Genomic DNA, 16,863 nt, shown 5'->3' with positions numbered 1-16,863 from the left:
GCCGACGTGTCGAAGGCGCAGACGGAAACCACCGAGATGGGTGCGGCCGTGAGCGATGCCCCGGAGGCACCCGAGGCCACCCCGAGCCGCTGGCCCAGCCGCGCCCCGAAGCCGAAGAACAAGGCGGGGCGCGACCTGCCCGCGGCGATCGCCACGGGCGTCGTGCTCGGCGCGTTGGTGATCGCGGCGGTGTGGATCGGGCCCGTCGCCTGGTACCCGCTGGTTGCCGCCGCCGTGGCGCTGGCCATGTGGGAGGTGATGACGCGTCTGAGAGAGGCCGGCTATGTCCAGCCGCGCACGCTGATGATCATCCTCGGCCAGGCCATGCTCTGGCTGTCCGCGCCTTACGGCACCACAGGTCTGGTCTCCGGATTCGCCTTCACCGTGCTGGTGGTGATGTTCTGGGGCATGTTCCACCAGGGCAGGCACCACCAGCCCGAGAACTACCTGCGCGACACCGCAGTGGCGATCTTCGTGCTCGCGTGGATCCCGCTGTTCGGCACATTCGCCGCCATGATCTCCCGGATCACCGAGGCCGGGGTGGACGGCTCCGCGTACATCGTGGCGTTCATGTTGTGCGTCGTGGCCAACGACGTCGGCGGCTACGCCACAGGAGTGATGTTCGGCTCCCACCCGATGGCCCCGGCCGTGAGCCCCAACAAGTCCTGGGAGGGCTTCGCCGGATCCATGACCGCCGGCATCATCACCGGTGTGCTGGTGGTGCACTTTCTCATCCACGGCCCGTGGTGGATGGGCATCGTGCTCGGCATCGCCCTGGTCATCTGCGGGACCATGGGCGATTTGGTGGAAAGCCAGTTCAAGCGCGAGCTGGGCATCAAGGACATGTCCAACCTGCTGCCGGGCCACGGCGGCATCATGGACCGGCTCGACGGCATGCTGCCCGCCGCGGCGGCGACCTACATCCTGCTGACCACCATCACGTTGATGAACCAGTAGGTTTCCGCCCGCGCCAGATTCGAAATTCGCCGCGCGACGTGCCAAGATGGGGCGCACTATGAGCGATTTCCCCCAGATCCAGCTGCTCGCGCCGAAGCGCGGCATGCCGCCGAAGCACTTCGCGGACTTGAGCAAAGACGAGCGCATCGACGCGCTCAAGGAACTCGGCCTGCCCAAGTTCCGCGCCGACCAGATCGCGCGCCACTACTACGGCAAGTTCGAAGCCGACCCGCTAACCATGACGGACCTGCCGGAGGCACAGCGCCAGACCGTCAAGGACGCGCTGTTTCCTACGCTGCTCTCTCCGGTGCGCACGGTGGAGACTGATGAAGGCGACACGACGAAGACGCTGTGGCGGCTTCACGACGGCACCCTGCTGGAGTCCGTCCTCATGCGTTACCCGGGCCGCGCAACCCTTTGCATCTCCTCGCAGGCCGGCTGCGGCATGGCCTGCCCCTTCTGCGCCACCGGCCAGGGCGGGCTGGACCGCAACCTGTCCGTGGCGGAGATCGTGGACCAGGTGCGCGCCGCCGCCGCGATGATGGCCGCGGAGGGCTCGCGCTTGTCCAACATCGTGTTCATGGGCATGGGGGAGCCGCTGGCCAACTACAAGCGAGTTGTGGAGGCGGTGCGCCAGATCACCCAGCCGTCCCCGGATGGCTTCGGCATTTCCCAGCGCAACGTCACCGTCTCCACGGTGGGGCTGGCCCCGCAGATCCGCATGCTCGCGGACGAGGGGCTGTCCTGCACCCTGGCGGTGAGCCTGCATACGCCTGACGACGAGCTCCGCGACGAACTCGTCCCCGTCAACAACCGCTTCGCAGTGTCCGAAGTGCTGGACGCCACCCGCTACTACGCGGACGAGACCGGCCGCCGCGTGTCCATCGAGTACGCGCTCATCCGCGACATGAACGACCACGACTGGCGGGCGGACCTGCTGGGCAAGAAGCTGCACTCGGCGCTCGGTTCGCGCGTGCACGTCAACGTGATCCCGCTCAACCCGACCCCGGGCTCGAAGTGGGACGCCTCGCCGAAGGCCCGCCAGGACGAGTTCGTCCGCCGGGTAGCGGCCCAGGGCGTGCCGTGCACCGTTCGCGACACCAAGGGCCAGGAAATCGCCGCCGCCTGCGGCCAGCTCGCTGCCGACGAGGACGCCAGCTAGCCGCTTAGCTTCTGCCGAGCTCACTTTTCGCGTTTACCTGCGGCGCTACAGCCCACGCCGCAACCCTTCCGAGCACGCCTCCGCGTACAGACCCCCAGTACAGGACCCCTAGTATGCCCAAAATAGGGCCATACTAGGGGTCTCTTGCTCTGGGTCTGCGGATTCGAGCCAAGGCGGAATGGGGAGGTGGCGAGTGGGGTGCAGGGCGGGCACTCACGGCACGAAAAAACCGCCAGCGGTGGGGCTGGCGGTGACGGTGGCGTCGAGAAGCTTAGATGCGCTCGTGCTTGCCGCGGGACTCGACGGTGATGACCTCGACGTCCTCGTGCTGGTGCGGCGCGTCGACCGGGCGGGCGGCGGTGCGCTCAACCACACGCTCCTGGCCGTGTGCCGGGCGCAGGTGGGCAACGCGGCCCGGCTCGATGTTCAGGGCGCGCAGCTGCGAGTCGGACAGGTTCTCGTATACGTCACCGGAGAGGGTGGCCTGGTCGTACATCCAGTCCGGCTCCTGGTGGCCCACCGGCTTGTTGTGGGAGGTGACGGTGCGCACCTGGCTCAGCTTCGGCTTGGTAGCGTGCAGGATCAGGCCGAGCGCCAGCAGCACCGCCAGGGAGATGAGCCAGATGGTCTCCACGTGGCCCTGGTGGTTGCCAAAGTTGTAGGCGATGAGGAACAAAACGGAGATCCAACCGGCGAGCTGGATGGTGCGGTCCGTGAACGCGCTCCAGCCGAAACGGGCAGACGGAACGTCCGCCTCAGAAACACCGTTGTACACCTGGGGTGCGTTGTCCTTCGCGTGGGCCACTGGAATGCTCCTTCAAAGCCTGGTTAGCGGTTGCCAAGATTGGTAAAACTTTCAGCGCCTATCATCGCACACTGGGTTGACCAAAGGGGACTTCTCACCCCCAATGTGTTCAAACTTTCGCACCACAGTCCACGGGATTATGCCCGCACGGTGCCACAATGTGCTGATTCATGTCACAATAGGCGTGTGAAGAATGTAATCATCTTGGGCTCGACTGGTTCTATCGGTTCTCAGGCGATCGATGTCATTCGCGAACATAGAGATCAATTCAACGTGGTCGGCATCGCCACCGGTGGAACCAACCCGGACCGGGCTATTGAGCAAGCCCGCGAGTTCGGCCTCAGCGCTGACCAGGTTGCCGTGCGTGATCTAGAAGGAGCCAAGAAGGTTTCAAAGGCGCTCGGCGGCTTCGTTATTACCGGCGATGCCTGCGCTGCGGCTCTGGTGGAGTCGCAGGAGGCGGACCTGGTGCTCAACGCGCTCGTCGGTTCTGCAGGTCTGCCGGCGACCCTCGCTGCGCTGAAGTCCGGCGCGACGCTAGCGCTGGCCAACAAGGAGTCGCTCGTCGCTGGCGGCCGCTTCGTGCTGGAGGCGGCAAAACCCGGACAGATTATCCCGGTGGATTCGGAGCACTCCGCGATGGCCCAGGCGCTGCGCTCCGGCGACCGCGGGGAGGTGGCCCGCTTCGTGCTCACCGCCTCCGGTGGCCCATTCCGCGGCAATTCCCGCGAGGAGCTGATGGACGTCACCTACGAGCAGGCCGTCGCCCACCCGACGTGGTCTATGGGCTCGATGAATTCGCTGAACTCCGCGACGATGGTGAACAAGGGCCTGGAGCTGATTGAGGCATCGCTGCTGTTCGACGTCGAGCCGGACAACATCGACGTCACGGTCCACCCGCAGTCCATAGTGCACTCCATGGTGACGTTCACCGACGGCGCCACGATCGCCCAGGCGTCCCCGCCGTCGATGATGCTGCCAATCTCCCACGCGCTGAATTGGCCAAACCGTATCCCGGACGCGCAGCCTGCCCTGGACTTCTCGCAATCCTTCGAGTGGACCTTCGAGCCGTTGGATGAGGAAGCGTTCCCGGCGGTGAAGCTGGCACGCCAAGCGGCTGAGAAGGGCGAGCCGTACCCGGCGATCTACAACGCAGCCAACGAGGTTGCCGTCGACGCGTTCGTGGCAGGCCGCATCAAGTTCCCGCACATTGTGGACACCATCGCCGAGGTCCTCGAAAACGCGGATGATTTCGCGGAGGCACCGGCGGACGTCAACGCGGTCCTGCGCACCGAAAGCCGCGCCCGCGAGCGTGCGGAGGCCGTTGTCGAGCGCTTCGCGCACAAGTAGCGCACTAGGGGTTCTGTGGGTGCGCTAGGCATTTTGGCGTTCGCGCTGGCGATCGCTGCGTCCATTGCGCTGCATGAGGCCGGGCACATGTTCACCGCCCGCGCCTTTGGTATGCGCGTGCGTCGCTATTTTATTGGGTTTGGCCCCACGGTGTGGTCGACCACGAAGGGCAACACCGAGTACGGCCTTGCCGCGCTGCCGTTCGGCGGGTTCTGCGACATCGCGGGCATGACCGCGTTGGATCCCCTCACGCCAGAGGAGGAGCCGCACGCGATGGTGAATAAGCCGGCGTGGCAGCGCATCGCGGTGCTTGCCGGCGGCATTGTGATGAACCTGCTCATCGGCGTTGTCATCACCTACTTTGTGGCGGTGCTTTCCGGCATCCCGAATCCGGACGCGGACTTCACCCCGCGAGTGGGCAAGACGGTGTGCGTTGCCGACCAGGTGGACGCTGACACGCTGGGGGAGTGCTCCGGTGCGGGCCCGGCGGGCGAGGCCGGTGTCCAGGTTGGCGACACGCTGGTGGCACTTGACGGGCAGGAGATTGAGCAATTCGGGCAGTTGCGGGATGCCGTCGCTAAGCAGCCTGGCGAAACCGTGCGCCTCGAGGTGCTGCGCGGCGGAGAAACCGTCACCCTCGACGTGCCTGTCGCCGAGGTTGAGCGCATCGACCCGGCCACTGGGGAGCGCGTCACCCAGGGGGCGGTGGGCATCGTCTCAGCGCCCCCCACGGACGCGGTGAAGCAGTACGGCCCGGCAGAAGCGGTGCCTGCGACCTTCCGGTTCACCGGCCAAATGCTGCGCGCGACGGTGGGCGGCATCGCGTCGTTCCCGGCGAAGATCCCGGGTGTTGTGGCCTCCATCTTCGGCGCGGAACGCGACATCGAAGGCCCGGTCAGTGTCATCGGTGCCTCGCGCACCGGCGGTGAGCTGGTGGAGCAGGATATGTGGTCCGCGTTCTGGATGATGCTGGCCAGCCTGAACTTCTTCCTCGCGCTGTTCAATCTCGTGCCGTTGCCGCCGCTGGACGGCGGGCACATTGCGGTGGTGCTGTACGAAAAGATTCGCGATGCTTTACGACGCCTCCGGGGCCTCGGCCCAGGCGCTCCCGCGAATTATGAAAAGCTCATGCCCTTGACGTACGCCATGGCTGCGCTGCTGCTCGGCGTCGGTGTGTTGGTCATGGCCGCGGACGTGGTCAACCCCGTCCGAATTTTTGGCTGACGGTGCTAGAGTTAGCCACCATGAACACCCCCATCGGATTAGGCATGCCCGAAGGCCCGGCACCGACTTTGGCTCCGCGCCGCACAACCCGTCAGCTGATGGTGGGCGATGTCGGCGTCGGTTCGGATCACCCGATTTCTGTGCAGTCCATGACCACGACGAAGACGCACGACATCAACGCCACGCTTCAGCAGATCGCGCAGCTGACCACCGCGGGCTGCGACATCGTGCGAGTGGCTTGCCCGAAGACCGTGGACGCGGAAGCCCTGCCGGCCATTGCTGCGAAGTCGCCGATCCCGGTGATCGCGGACATCCACTTCCAGCCGAAGTACATCTTCGCGGCCATCGACGCCGGCTGCGCGGCAGTGCGCGTGAACCCGGGCAACATCAAGGAGTTCGACGGCCGCGTTAAGGAGGTGGCCAAGGCTGCGGGTGACGCGGGTATCCCGATCCGAATCGGCGTCAACGGCGGCTCCCTGGACAAGCGCCTGCTGGAGAAGTACGGCAAGGCCACCCCAGAAGCGCTGGTGGAGTCCGCAATCTACGAGGCCGGCCTGTTCGAGGAGTACGGCTACGGCGACATTGCCATTTCCGTCAAACACTCCGACCCGGTGCTCATGGTGGAGGCGTACCGCCAGCTGGCGGAGAAGACCGATTACCCGCTGCACCTCGGCGTGACCGAGGCAGGCCCGAAATTCATGGGCACGATCAAGTCCTCCGTGGCCTTCGGCGCGCTGCTCTCGCAGGGCATCGGCGACACCATCCGCGTGTCCCTGTCCGCTGATCCGGTGGAGGAGATCAAGGTCGGCGATCAGATCCTGCAGGCGATGAACCTGCGCCCGCGCAAGCTGGAGATCGTCTCTTGCCCGTCCTGTGGCCGCGCCCAGGTGGATGTGTACAAACTCGCCGAGGAGGTCACCGCTGGCCTGGACGGCATGGAGTTCCCGCTGCGCGTTGCCGTGATGGGCTGCGTTGTCAACGGCCCGGGCGAGGCGCGCGACGCCGACCTCGGTGTGGCGTCGGGCAACGGCAAGGGCCAGATCTTTGTCAAGGGCGAGGTCGTGGAGACCGTGCCGGAGTCCAAGATCGTGGAAACGCTCATTGATTACGCGCAGCGCATCGCCGAAGAGGAGGGCCTCGAGGAGGTCGAGGGCGCTAAGGCCGAGGTCAAGGTCACCCGCTAATATGCTGCGCCGCCGTGTCGCGGGGGTTGCGGTGGTGGCGCTGGCGGCGTCGATAAGCAGTTGCACCCCGCGCCCCAACGACGCCGAACCCGCCGCCTCCGATTTTCTCAGCGCGCTGGAGAAGCGCGAGGTGAACTCGTCGCTTATCGACGACGCCTCCGCCGCCGAAACCTCCCTAAACGACACGTGGGGCGGGCTGCAGGCGGAAAGCCTGAGCGCATCGCTTATCGACGTCAACCAGGACGACAACCTGGCCACAGCCACCTACGAGCTGCGCTGGGACCTGCCTCGAGAGCGGGATTTGACGTATCAGGCACAGATGACGCTGACGCAGAGCGGCAACGAATGGAACGTGCGCTGGCAGCCGTCCGTGCTGCACCCGCGACTGGGGGCGAACCAGCACTTGGAGCTGCGCGCAGTGGCCCCGTCGCAGGCGAGCGTGGTCTCCTCCGACGGGGTGGAGCTGCTCACGCCCGGCACCGCCTACCGCGTGCTGGTGGACACGGAGGAAATGCACAGCGCCGGGGCGGCGGCAGCCGGTATCAGCGCGGCGCTGGCCAAGGCCCACGAGGTGGATCGCGGCGTGCCCCTGCGTGACGCGGAGGAGGTAGCGAAGGAGCTGCAGGACGCCTCCGGCACATACTCCGTTGCAGTGGTGCCTGCGCCCGCAAAAGACGCGTTCGAGGCGGCACTGGCCGGTGAGCCCGGCGTGCGGCTCAACGAGGAGGCCGCGATGGTCAATGCGCAGCCGGAGTTTGCGCCCGACATCATGGCGCGCGTGGGTGAGCTGGTGCGAGACGATCTACAGGGCGATAGCGGCTGGAGCGTCGATGTGGTCAACGAAAACGGTGCCTCCTACGAGGAGATCAAGCGCCAGGACGCCGCTCCGGCTCCCGCGGTGCACATCAGCCTGGATCACCGCATCCAGCGTGCCGCGGAAATGGCGCTCGAGCCGGTTGCCGGCCAGCAGGCCATGATCGTGGCGATGCGGCCGTCCACAGGCGGAATCCTGGCCATTGCGCAGACGCCGGCCGCGGATGCCGGTGGCAACCTGGCCACGATGGGCCAGTACCCGCCAGGCTCGACGTTTAAGATCCTCACCGCCTTTGCCGGGCTGACAAAGCAGGGGCTTATTCCGGCTTCGCCGGTGCCATGCCCCGGCACCATGAACCTCTACGGGCGCACCGTAACCAACTACGCGGGCTTCGGAATGGGCACCGTGCCGTTGGAGACCGCGTTCGCGCGCTCGTGCAACACCACGTTCGCGGACATCTCCACGAAACTGGCGCCCGGCGAATTGCAGGACGTTGGCAAGCAGTTTGGCCTGGGCGTGGACATGGAGATCCCCGGTGTGGAGACCATCACCGGCTCCATCCCGGAGGGCGAAGAGCCGCTGGACCGCACCGAGGCCGGCTACGGCCAGGGCCTGGATCTGGCCAGCCCGTTCGGTATGGCGCTGGTGTCCGCCGCTGCCGCGCGCGGCTCGTTGCCTGTGCCGTACCTGGTGGAGGGCGAGGAGACGAAGCTGAGCGGAGAGGCCCCGCCAATGGACCCGCAGGCGGCCGAGGAGCTGCGTCAGATGATGGCTGCGGTCACCGGCCCTGGCGGCACGGCGAGCGCGTTCACCGCGAGCGGCGATATCCGCGGCAAGACCGGCGAGGCCGAGATCAACGGCGGCTCCCACTCGTGGTTCACCGGCTACCGGGCCGACGATGACATCGCCTTCGCCACCCTGGTGGTGCTTGGCGGCGGTTCTGAGGCCGCTGTGGCACTGTCGGACCGGATGCTGCTGAACCTGGACGCTCCCGCCGAGTAAGTCTCCCGGAGGGATGCTCAGGCCATGTTTGACCGCAGGTCTACCATTGGGGACATGAATAACCGAGGCCTACTCACCCCAGGAAAACCCACCCCAGAGCGCAAGGTGCCAAAGACCATTGAGCGCCCCGAGTACGCATGGAAGGACGAAGTTCAGGAAAACGTCGGCGAGCCGGTGATCCAGACCGCTGAGACCATCGAGGCGATGCGTGAAGCGTCGAAGATCGCGGCGAACGCTCTGGCGCTTGCCGGCGCCGCTGTGGCCCCGGGCAAAACCACCGATGAGATCGACGGTATCGTCCACAACTATCTGGTTCAGCACGGTGCCTACCCGTCCACGCTGGGCTACCGTGGGTACCCGAAGTCCTGCTGCATCTCGCTGAACGAAATTGTCTGCCACGGCATCCCTGACACCACGGTGATCCAGGAAGGCGACATCGTCAACATCGACGTCACCGCCTACAAAAACGGCGTGCACGGCGACACCAACGCCACGTTCTTCGCCGGCGAGGTGGCGCAGGAGCACACGGACCTGGTGGATAGGACCTACCAGGCGACGATGCGCGGCATCAAGGCGGCAAAGCCCGGCCGCCAGATCAACGTGATCGGGCGCGTGATCGAGTCCTACGCCAAGCGCTTCGGCTACAACGTGGTCACGGACTTCACCGGCCACGGAGTGGGCACCACCTTCCACAACGGGCTGGTGGTGCTGCACTACGATTCCGACGCCTACACGGACATACTGGAGCCGGGCATGACGCTCACCATCGAGCCCATGATCAACCTGGGCGAGCTGCCGTACCGTGTGTGGGACGACGGCTGGACCGTGCAGAACATCGACGGCGAATACACCGCCCAGTTCGAGCACACCATCGTGATCACCGAGGACGGTAACGAGATCCTCACCATCCCGGACTCCGACGTCGCCGCCGGGCAGCACATGCTGGGGGAGTAAGACCGAAAACCAATAAAGCCCGGCGGGACAGCTCACACTGCTCCGCCGGGCTTTCGGTTGTTGTGGGAAAAGGAAAAACCCGCTGCACGGCTGCAGCGGGTCTTTCATTTACGCCCTACAGGCGAAGCTCAACTTAGAAGTTGAAGTTCGGCAGCTGGATCCAGCCGTTGTAAGAAGCGTAGTTGATGCCAGCGATGACCAGGCCGACGATGGCGCCGATACCAGCGACGATGGTGCCGTCAACCCAGAGACGTGCCCACTGCGGCATGTTCTCGACGTTGCTCTCCTTGCCAGCAGCGTCGCGGATGTCGAAGCGGGTCTGAGCGTCATCCTTGGTGACGTACTGGGAGGAGCCCTCGCCCTTAATGCCGTCGGAGATGACCTCGCCGAAGCTCTTGTCGCCGTCCTGCTTGGTGCCCTGGAATGCCACGGAGGACTGGCCACCAGTCTGGGTCACCTTGCGGTCGGAAGCGTCTGCAGCATCGGTGGTCTCTGCCAGAGCGATGGAGGTGCCGGAAGCGGCGAGAGTGATCGCGGTCGCGGTTGCGACAGCAGCGTTGCGGAAGTTACGCATTGCAATCCTTCTTTCAGGTGTGATGGGGGGATTAGATCGCGGAAAACCGCAATTAGACGTTGAACGGGCCGTGGACGACGAAGTTGTACGCCGGGCCGACGATCATGCCAACGAGGGCGGACACAGCGGTGAAGATCGTGAGAGCGTGGAAGAGCTTAGCCCATGCCGGCTGCTGCTCGTAGGCTTCGGTCTCGCCCTCGGCCTCGCCGTGGGAGGAGCCGAACAGGGCCGGGCCGTAAGCGGTCTGATCACCCTCAAGGCCAGCGCCAATACGGGAGGACAGGGAGCTGTCGCCAGCGGTGGCCTCACCAAGCTGGTTGTCCGGGTTGACGGTCTCGGCGGTTGCGACTGCGGTGGAGCCGAATGCCACAGCGACGGCGGTTGCGCCGGCGAGGGCTGCCTTACGGAAATTACGCATGAAACGAAATCCTTCTCTGATAGTTCTTGCACGACGTCCGGGTGGAATTCAAAGAATCCCAGGGGCATGAGCTCCTAGGACCGATAGCAAGCCCGGTGGGCTCGGTCCCGGTGTCTGCCCCGACAATAGCCGAAGACTTCCAGCCGTATGCAAGTTGGCGCTTAAAAATTTTCAAAAGTTCAACCAAAGGTTGGAAAACTTGACGTTAGCTGAAAAGATTGGGCTAATCCAAATATCTCTCACGTGCTCTTTTCGCCAGGTGTGTCAAAAAGATCATGCCTTTTGACGTGGTCCCCCGAAAGAGGGGGTGAAGTAAAGGTTTAGACTTCTTTGAACGTCAAGTCGAGGCCGAGGATCGCGTTTTCGGTCACCTCTGCAAGGGATGGGTGGATCCAGTACTGGGACCGCGGGAAGTCCCTCAGATCCAGCCCGTATGCGAGAACGGTAACCATTTGCTGGATCAGAGTGGAGGCTTGCGGGCCCATGTAATGCGCGCCCAAAAGCTGGCCGCTTTTACGGTCCGCCACCAGTTTCACCACGCCGGTGGAGTCCTCCAGGCCCCAGCCGTAGGCCACGTCGCCGTAGTTCTGCACCTTCACCGTGACGTCGAGGCCCGCGTCCACCGCTTCCTGTTCGGTCATCCCCACCGTTGCGATCTGCGGATGGGTGAAGATCGCCGACGGGACGTGATCGTGCGGCATCGGCACCATCGCGGAATCGTCTTCGCCCGCCCAGGCACGAAGCACGTTGTGGGTCACCGCACGCTGCTCCGCGTTGGCCACGTGCTTGAGCTGGTACGGCGACGACAGGTCGCCGAGCGCCCACACACCGTTCGCGGTGGTGCGGCCGAACTCGTCGACAGCGACGCGTCCGTCTTCGTGCGTTTCGATCCCGGCAGCGGCGACGTCGAGGGTGTCGCTGTTGGGGATGCGGCCCGTGGCGATCAGGAGGGACTCGGAGGTGACAGTGGTGCCGTCGTCGAGCGTGAGCGTGACGCCCGCGCTGTCCTCGGAAGCGGAGGTGACCGTGCGGCCCATGTGGACGGTGTAGCGCTCGTCGGCGAGTGTGTTGAACGGCTCCGCGAGGTCCTGGTCCAACTGTCGCAGCAATTGTGAGCGGCTGATGATGGTCACCTCGGTACCGAGGGCATCAAAAACGTGCGCGAACTCCATGGCGATGAACCCGCCGCCGACGATGGTCAGCGACTTCGGCTGGCGCTCAAGGCGCATGATGTCCTCGTTGGTGTGGAAGGTGACATCGTGTGCCCATTCCGGAATGAACGGGCGGGCGCCGGCGGCGAGGATGACCGTGTCGGCGGTGATGAGCTCTTCGGTCCCACCGCGGCCGGTCAATAGCGTCTTGGGGCCGACGAAGCGCGCTTCCACGTCGTAGACCGTGGCGTTGGGGCAGCCGTTGCGGCGGTAGTCCTCACCACCCTTGGCGATCAGGTCGATGCGGTTGTCAAAGACGCGCTCGACAATGCCGGGCCAGTCCGCGCCCTTGTACTCGAGATCGATGCCGAGCTTTCCGGCCTCGCGCGCCGCGTACGCCTGCTCCGCGGCAAGTACGTACATCTTGGTGGGGATGCAGCCGACGTTGAGGCATGTGCCCCCGAACGCGCCTTTCTCCACAATCGCGACGTTTTTGTCGTCGAAGTCGGGAGTGAGAATGGAGTTTCCTGAACCCGTTCCCACAATGATCAGGTCGTAGCGTGTGGCGTCCTGCAAATCGCTTCCGTGAGCGGGCATGGTCTTCTCCTCTATATATATGTGTATTTCGCGTATCGACGTTACTGGGCGAAACCCTGGCCGTCGAGCCACCCAAATACGGCTTTGAATGCGGCCTCGCGGGCGTGGCGCTCGGACAGGAACACGTCGTGCCGGGCACCATCGATGACCTGCACGTCTGCGGTGCCCGACAGTGTTGGTGCCCAGCGCTGAATCTGGTCAACATCCAGCACCGTGTCAGCAGTGTCGGCGGCGGGGGAGTACTCCTCGCCGAGATAGGAATGCGAAGAGCGCAGCGTCAGCGTCGGCACGCCAGTGTCAACGTCCCCGGCGTGGATCTTTTCCTGCCCCTTGATCACCGCGCGGATCCAGCCCAAGTACTTGCGGTGCCCGTCAATCGGCTTCCACTGCGTATTGAACTCCCACTCGCCGTGGAAGTCCTTGTGGATGGACTTGCCGTAGGTGCCCTCCCCGCGCTGCAGCAGCGGCAGCGACGGGAACATCGTGCCGAAGAAGTTGAGCAGTGGCTTGAGCGCGGCCACCTGCCACTTCGGGAACTGCATGTCCAACCACGGGCTGTTCAAAACGATGCCGGCAAGCCTCTTATGCTCCGCAGGTTTGTCGCGGCGCAGGTGATCCGCCCACAGCGGCACGATCAATCCGCCTGTGGAGTGCGCCAGCACCACCACCGAACCGTGCTCCGCGGCGAGGATCTCTAACGCCTGCGTGAGCTCGGGGAAATACCGGCTCATGGCAAGGGTGAAGTGCGCGCGCTGATCCTTTCTTAGCGCGCGCCCGCAGCGCCGCAGGTCCAGCGCGTAAAACGGGTACCCGTGCCGCGCGAACTCGTCGGCGACGTGGGTCTGGAAAAAGTAGTCGGACATGCCGTGCACCCACAGCACCGCGGGCTTTTGGGGGCTTTTGCTTTGCGACGCGCGCACGTCCCGCACCAGCACCGCATCCACGCGGGTTCTACTGTCCGGGTCCTTGCCCTGGGGGAGGACGGCCTGCTCGAATCCGTCGCCGAGCGGGTCGGGTTGCCAATCAAGCTGATGCGCGGTGTCACTCATGCGGCCGATGATACTTTTCTGCGAACGGTTCGGATCTTTGGTCGTCGACAAGCCTTTGCACCTTGGGCATGAAGGGGACGTAATATGGTCACCACTCCCAAAAGTCGATAAACATCAAAGGATGACTACGCATGTCTGACAACGGTGGTAAAAAGTACGCGGACGAGGTGGACATCCTGCACGTCGGCGCCGGCATCATGAGCGCGACACTGTGCTCGATGCTGCACGAGCTGGAGCCTGATTGGTCCCAGATGATCTTCGAGCGGCTCGACGGTCCTGCCGAGGAGTCCTCCTACCCGTTCAACAACGCCGGTACTGGCCACTCCGCACTGTGCGAGCTGAACTACACGCCCGAGAAAAAGGGACGCATCGATGTCTCCAAGGCGATGAACATCAACGAGAAGTTCCAGCTCTCGCGCCAGTTCTGGTCCTACCAGGTGGAAAACGGTGTGCTGACGGATCCCCGCGCCTTCATCAACCCCGTGCCGCACGTGTCTTTCGCACAGGGCGAAGACCAGATCAACTACCTGCGCAAGCGCTACGACAAGCTCTCCGCAAACCACATGTTCCCTAACATGCAGTTCGCGGATGACCGCGAAACCTTCGCGGAGAAGCTGCCGCTGATGTCCCAGGGCCGCGACTTCGACGCCGAGCCGGTGGCCATCTCCTGGACCAACGCGGGCACCGACATCAACTACGGTTCCCTGACCGGGCAGTTCCTCGATGCTGCGAAGCGCAACGGCACCGAGATCCGCTACGGCCGCGAAGTGACCAACATCAAGCGTGAAGGCAACTTCTGGAAGGTCACGGTCAAAAACGTCCACACCGGCGACAAGCAGGTCGTGCGCGCCCGCTTCGTCTTCGTCGGTGCCGGCGGCTACGCCCTTGACCTGCTGCGCAAGGCAGGCGTGCCTGAGGTGCACGGCTACGCTGGCTTCCCGATCTCCGGCATGTGGCTCAAGACCGACAACCAGGAACTGGTGCAGCAGCACAAGGCCAAGGTCTACGGCAAGGCCAAGGTCGGCGCCCCGCCGATGTCCGTGCCGCACCTGGACCTGCGCGTGGTCGACGGCAAGGAATCCCTCCTGTTCGGCCCCTACGGCGGCTGGAGCCCGAAGTTCCTCAAGGAAGGCTCCTACCTGGACCTGTTCAAGTCCATCCGCCTGGACAACATCCCGTCCTACCTCGGCGTGGCCGCCACCAACATCGGCCTGGTGAAGTACCTGGTGCAGGAGGTCTTCCGCGACTTCGACGGCAAGGTGGACATGCTGCACGAGTACTACCCGGCAGCTGACGGCAAGGACTGGGAGGTCGTGGTCGCTGGCCAGCGCGTGCAGGTGATCAAGCCGGCCGCGTTCCCGCGCTTCGGCACCCTCGAATTCGGCACCGCCCTGGTGAACGACCAGAACGGCACCATCGCCGGCGTGCTCGGCGCCTCCCCGGGTGCGTCCATCACCCCGGCCGCCATGATCGAGCTTCTGGAGCGCTGCTTCGGCGAGCACATGATCGACTGGGGCGACAAGCTCCACGAAATGTTCCCCACCTACGGCAAGTCCCTCAAGCGCGACGAGGCCGCCTACGACGAGCAGTGGGCGTGGACCCAGAAGACGCTGGGGCTGGACACGGACGAAAACACCCTGTAGCGCTCCCTACGTGCCGCAGAAGGTGACAAAGGGCAGCTGCCCTTCAGGCCGGGTCATCCATTCGGGCCCGGCTTTTTCGTTGTACGGGTCACTCACCGCGGCGAGCAGCTCGTTGTACGCGGTGTAGTCGCCGCGGAGCTCGGCGGCGTCGATAGCCTCCTGCAGCATCTGGTTGCGGGGGATGAAGATGGGGCCGGGCTCACCGTTGATGCCGTGCTCGCGGTTGTAGGTGGTGATGTCGTCCGCGGCGTTGAGCCCGTCGTGGTCGTTACCAATCCACTTCGCCCACGCTTCGTCCCAGGCTGGTTGGACGGTTTTGACGTACTCGTCGACCTTCTCCGCGCCGAGCAGCGGGTAGAGCGCCTCCGCCAGCCGCGCCATGTTCCAGGCGATGATGTTTGGCTGGTTGCCAAACGCGTAGCGCCCCTGCCTGTCGATGGATGAGAAGCTCGCGGTACCGTCGAAACGCTCGGTGAACGCGCACGGCCCGTAGTCGATGGTCTCGCCCGACAGCGCCACATTGTCGGTGTTCATTACCCCGTGGACGAAGCCCAGGCGCATCCAGTGCGCCACCAGATCGAACTGGCGGCGGGTGACGGTGCGCAGCATCTCCTCGGCGGTGTCAAAGCCCGCGGCGGTGACGACCTTCCGCGTTAGCTCCTCCGACTGTGTCGCCGCGTACTGCACCGTGCCCACGCGCAGGTGGCTCTTGGCCACGCGCACCACGATGCCGCCCGGAACCGCGCCGTTTTGACGGATCACGGTGCCGCCGGTGGACAGCACCGCAAGCGAGCGGGTGGTGGGCACGCCGACCGCATGCATGAACGTGGAGACGAGGTGCTCACGCAGCATCGGCCCGATCGCGCCCACCCCGTCCGTGCCGGGGCGCGAAAACGCGGTCAAGCCGGAGCCTTTGAGCTGGATCTCATGGCCGGCGGTGTCGCCGAGTAGCAGGGCGCGGCCGTCGCCAAGCAATGGCACGAATTGACCGAACTGATGCGCCGCGTACGCCATGGCGTGGCCGCCGGATCCGCCGGAGAGAAACTGCAGGCCGTCGGCAGATTTGAGCCACGCGACATCGAGCCCGAGCTCCTTCGCAAGCGGCTCGTTGAGCGCGACAAGCTGCGGGTTCTCAAACTGCGTGCCGGGCTCTGCGTGCGCGAGCTCCGGCAAGGCATCTGCGAGCGTGTGGGCGAGCTGGGGGTGATTCATGGCTCCACCCTAAACTGATTGGCTATGACTACCGGCCACATCACACTCGTAGGCGGCGGCCCAGGCGCGTGGGATCTGCTGACTATCCGCGGATTGCGCGCGCTCGAGGCTGCCGACGTCATCCTCGCCGACCACCTCGGCCCCGCCGCTGAGCTGGAGAGCTTTTTGGACTTAACCGGCAAGGAAGTCGTGGACGTGGCGAAGCTGCCGTACGCGAGGCAGGTGGCGCAGGAGCGCATCAACGAGATGCTGGTTGCCTATGGGCGCGCCGGCAAGCACGTCGTGCGGCTCAAAGGTGGCGACCCGTACGTATTCGGGCGCGGCTTCGAGGAGCTGCAGGCGTGCGCTTCCGCTGGGCTGGAGTGTTCGGTGGTGCCGGGCGTGACCTCGGCGGTGTCGGTCCCGGCCGCCGCTTCGGTGCCGGTGACCCAGCGCGGAGTCACCCACGCGTTCACGGTGGTGTCCGGGCACCTATCTCCGGGACACGAAAAGTCGCTGGTGGACTGGGGCGCGCTGGCTCGCGTCGGCGGGACGATCGTGGTGGTGATGGGCGTGCGCAACGTGCGCGCCATCACGGCGGCGCTGGTGGAGGCCGGTTTGGATGGTGCGACGCCCTCCGCCGTTATCCAGGAGGGCGAGACGGACGCGCAGCGGGTGTACTTCGCCACCGCGGCGAGCTTGGCCGACGTGATGGAGGCCGAGAGCGTCGCGGCGCCGGCCGTGTACGTGGTGGGGGAGGTCGCAGGCCTTGCGCACGCTGGATAGCT

Annotated in this window: 15 protein-coding genes; 9 read left to right on the top strand and 6 right to left on the bottom strand. The window is 64.9% G+C overall.

The genetic code is table 11. The features are described 5' to 3' along the window. Positions 1-6: 6 nt before the first annotated feature. Both CAFEA_RS07125 and rlmN read left to right on the top strand, forming a co-directional pair. The gene (locus CAFEA_RS07125; protein ID WP_253704881.1) at positions 7-957 is read left to right on the top strand and encodes a phosphatidate cytidylyltransferase; all 951 of its coding nucleotides are present in this window, start codon (positions 7-9) and stop codon (positions 955-957) included. Between the two features lie 58 nt (positions 958-1,015). Continuing rightward, positions 1,016-2,119, top strand: a complete 1,104-nt coding sequence (rlmN, locus tag CAFEA_RS07120) for a dual-specificity RNA methyltransferase RlmN (RefSeq protein WP_076589900.1) — start codon at positions 1,016-1,018, stop codon at positions 2,117-2,119. Positions 2,120-2,390: 271 nt separating this feature from the next. Here the strand turns inward: rlmN and CAFEA_RS07115 are convergent, their stop codons facing one another. Further along, positions 2,391-2,924, bottom strand: coding sequence for a DUF2631 domain-containing protein (locus tag CAFEA_RS07115; RefSeq protein ID WP_082855604.1), 534 nt, complete (start codon positions 2,922-2,924; stop codon positions 2,391-2,393). A gap of 186 nt (positions 2,925-3,110) precedes the next feature. On the opposite strand from CAFEA_RS07115, the gene dxr reads away from it, so the two are divergent. The 5 genes from dxr to map are packed head-to-tail and all read left to right on the top strand — an operon-like array spanning position 3,111 to position 9,452. Then, the gene (gene dxr / locus CAFEA_RS07110) at positions 3,111-4,274 is read left to right on the top strand and encodes a 1-deoxy-D-xylulose-5-phosphate reductoisomerase (RefSeq protein WP_063936884.1); all 1,164 of its coding nucleotides are present in this window, start codon (positions 3,111-3,113) and stop codon (positions 4,272-4,274) included. 15 nt (positions 4,275-4,289) lie between these two features. Next, positions 4,290-5,498, top strand: a complete 1,209-nt coding sequence (locus CAFEA_RS07105) for a M50 family metallopeptidase (protein ID WP_063936883.1) — start codon at positions 4,290-4,292, stop codon at positions 5,496-5,498. 20 nt (positions 5,499-5,518) lie between these two features. Then, positions 5,519-6,682: a flavodoxin-dependent (E)-4-hydroxy-3-methylbut-2-enyl-diphosphate synthase gene (gene ispG / locus CAFEA_RS07100; RefSeq protein ID WP_034998673.1), complete on the top strand. Its 1,164-nt coding sequence runs from the start codon at positions 5,519-5,521 to the stop codon at positions 6,680-6,682. A 1-nt stretch (position 6,683) separates the two neighbouring features. After that, on the top strand, positions 6,684-8,498 hold the full coding sequence (locus CAFEA_RS07095) for a penicillin-binding transpeptidase domain-containing protein (RefSeq protein WP_063936882.1): 1,815 nt from the start codon (positions 6,684-6,686) through the stop codon (positions 8,496-8,498). Between the two features lie 54 nt (positions 8,499-8,552). Continuing rightward, entirely contained in the window at positions 8,553-9,452 is a 900-nt protein-coding gene (gene map / locus CAFEA_RS07090; RefSeq protein WP_063936930.1) for a type I methionyl aminopeptidase, read from the top strand. A gap of 133 nt (positions 9,453-9,585) precedes the next feature. Here the strand turns inward: map and CAFEA_RS07085 are convergent, their stop codons facing one another. The 4 genes from CAFEA_RS07085 to CAFEA_RS07070 all read right to left on the bottom strand — a co-directional run bounded on the left by CAFEA_RS07085 (position 9,586) and on the right by CAFEA_RS07070 (position 13,241). Next, complete coding sequence (locus CAFEA_RS07085) at positions 9,586-10,026, bottom strand: hypothetical protein (RefSeq protein ID WP_063936881.1); 441 nt, start codon at positions 10,024-10,026, stop codon at positions 9,586-9,588. A gap of 52 nt (positions 10,027-10,078) precedes the next feature. Beyond that, complete coding sequence (locus CAFEA_RS07080) at positions 10,079-10,444, bottom strand: hypothetical protein (RefSeq protein WP_063936880.1); 366 nt, start codon at positions 10,442-10,444, stop codon at positions 10,079-10,081. A gap of 320 nt (positions 10,445-10,764) precedes the next feature. Beyond that, complete coding sequence (gene mtr / locus CAFEA_RS07075) at positions 10,765-12,192, bottom strand: mycothione reductase (RefSeq protein WP_063936879.1); 1,428 nt, start codon at positions 12,190-12,192, stop codon at positions 10,765-10,767. Positions 12,193-12,233: 41 nt separating this feature from the next. Next, complete coding sequence (locus tag CAFEA_RS07070; protein ID WP_063936929.1) at positions 12,234-13,241, bottom strand: alpha/beta hydrolase; 1,008 nt, start codon at positions 13,239-13,241, stop codon at positions 12,234-12,236. 131 nt (positions 13,242-13,372) lie between these two features. On the opposite strand from CAFEA_RS07070, the gene mqo reads away from it, so the two are divergent. Further along, positions 13,373-14,884, top strand: a complete 1,512-nt coding sequence (mqo, locus tag CAFEA_RS07065; protein ID WP_063936878.1) for a malate dehydrogenase (quinone) — start codon at positions 13,373-13,375, stop codon at positions 14,882-14,884. Positions 14,885-14,890: 6 nt separating this feature from the next. On the opposite strand, the gene CAFEA_RS07060 is transcribed toward mqo, so the two are convergent. Next, positions 14,891-16,096 (bottom strand): protein adenylyltransferase SelO family protein, encoded by a 1,206-nt coding sequence (locus CAFEA_RS07060; RefSeq protein WP_063936877.1) that lies wholly within the window; start codon positions 16,094-16,096, stop codon positions 14,891-14,893. A gap of 24 nt (positions 16,097-16,120) precedes the next feature. On the opposite strand from CAFEA_RS07060, the gene cobA reads away from it, so the two are divergent. Beyond that, positions 16,121-16,861 (top strand): uroporphyrinogen-III C-methyltransferase, encoded by a 741-nt coding sequence (gene cobA / locus CAFEA_RS07055; RefSeq protein WP_063936876.1) that lies wholly within the window; start codon positions 16,121-16,123, stop codon positions 16,859-16,861. Positions 16,862-16,863: the final 2 nt, after the last annotated feature.

This window comes from Corynebacterium afermentans subsp. afermentans (assembly GCF_030408355.1).
In the GTDB taxonomy this organism is placed as follows: Bacteria; Actinomycetota; Actinomycetes; order Mycobacteriales; family Mycobacteriaceae; genus Corynebacterium; species Corynebacterium afermentans.
Note: the sequence above shows the minus strand (reverse complement) of the source record. Positions and strands in the feature narration are given on the sequence as shown.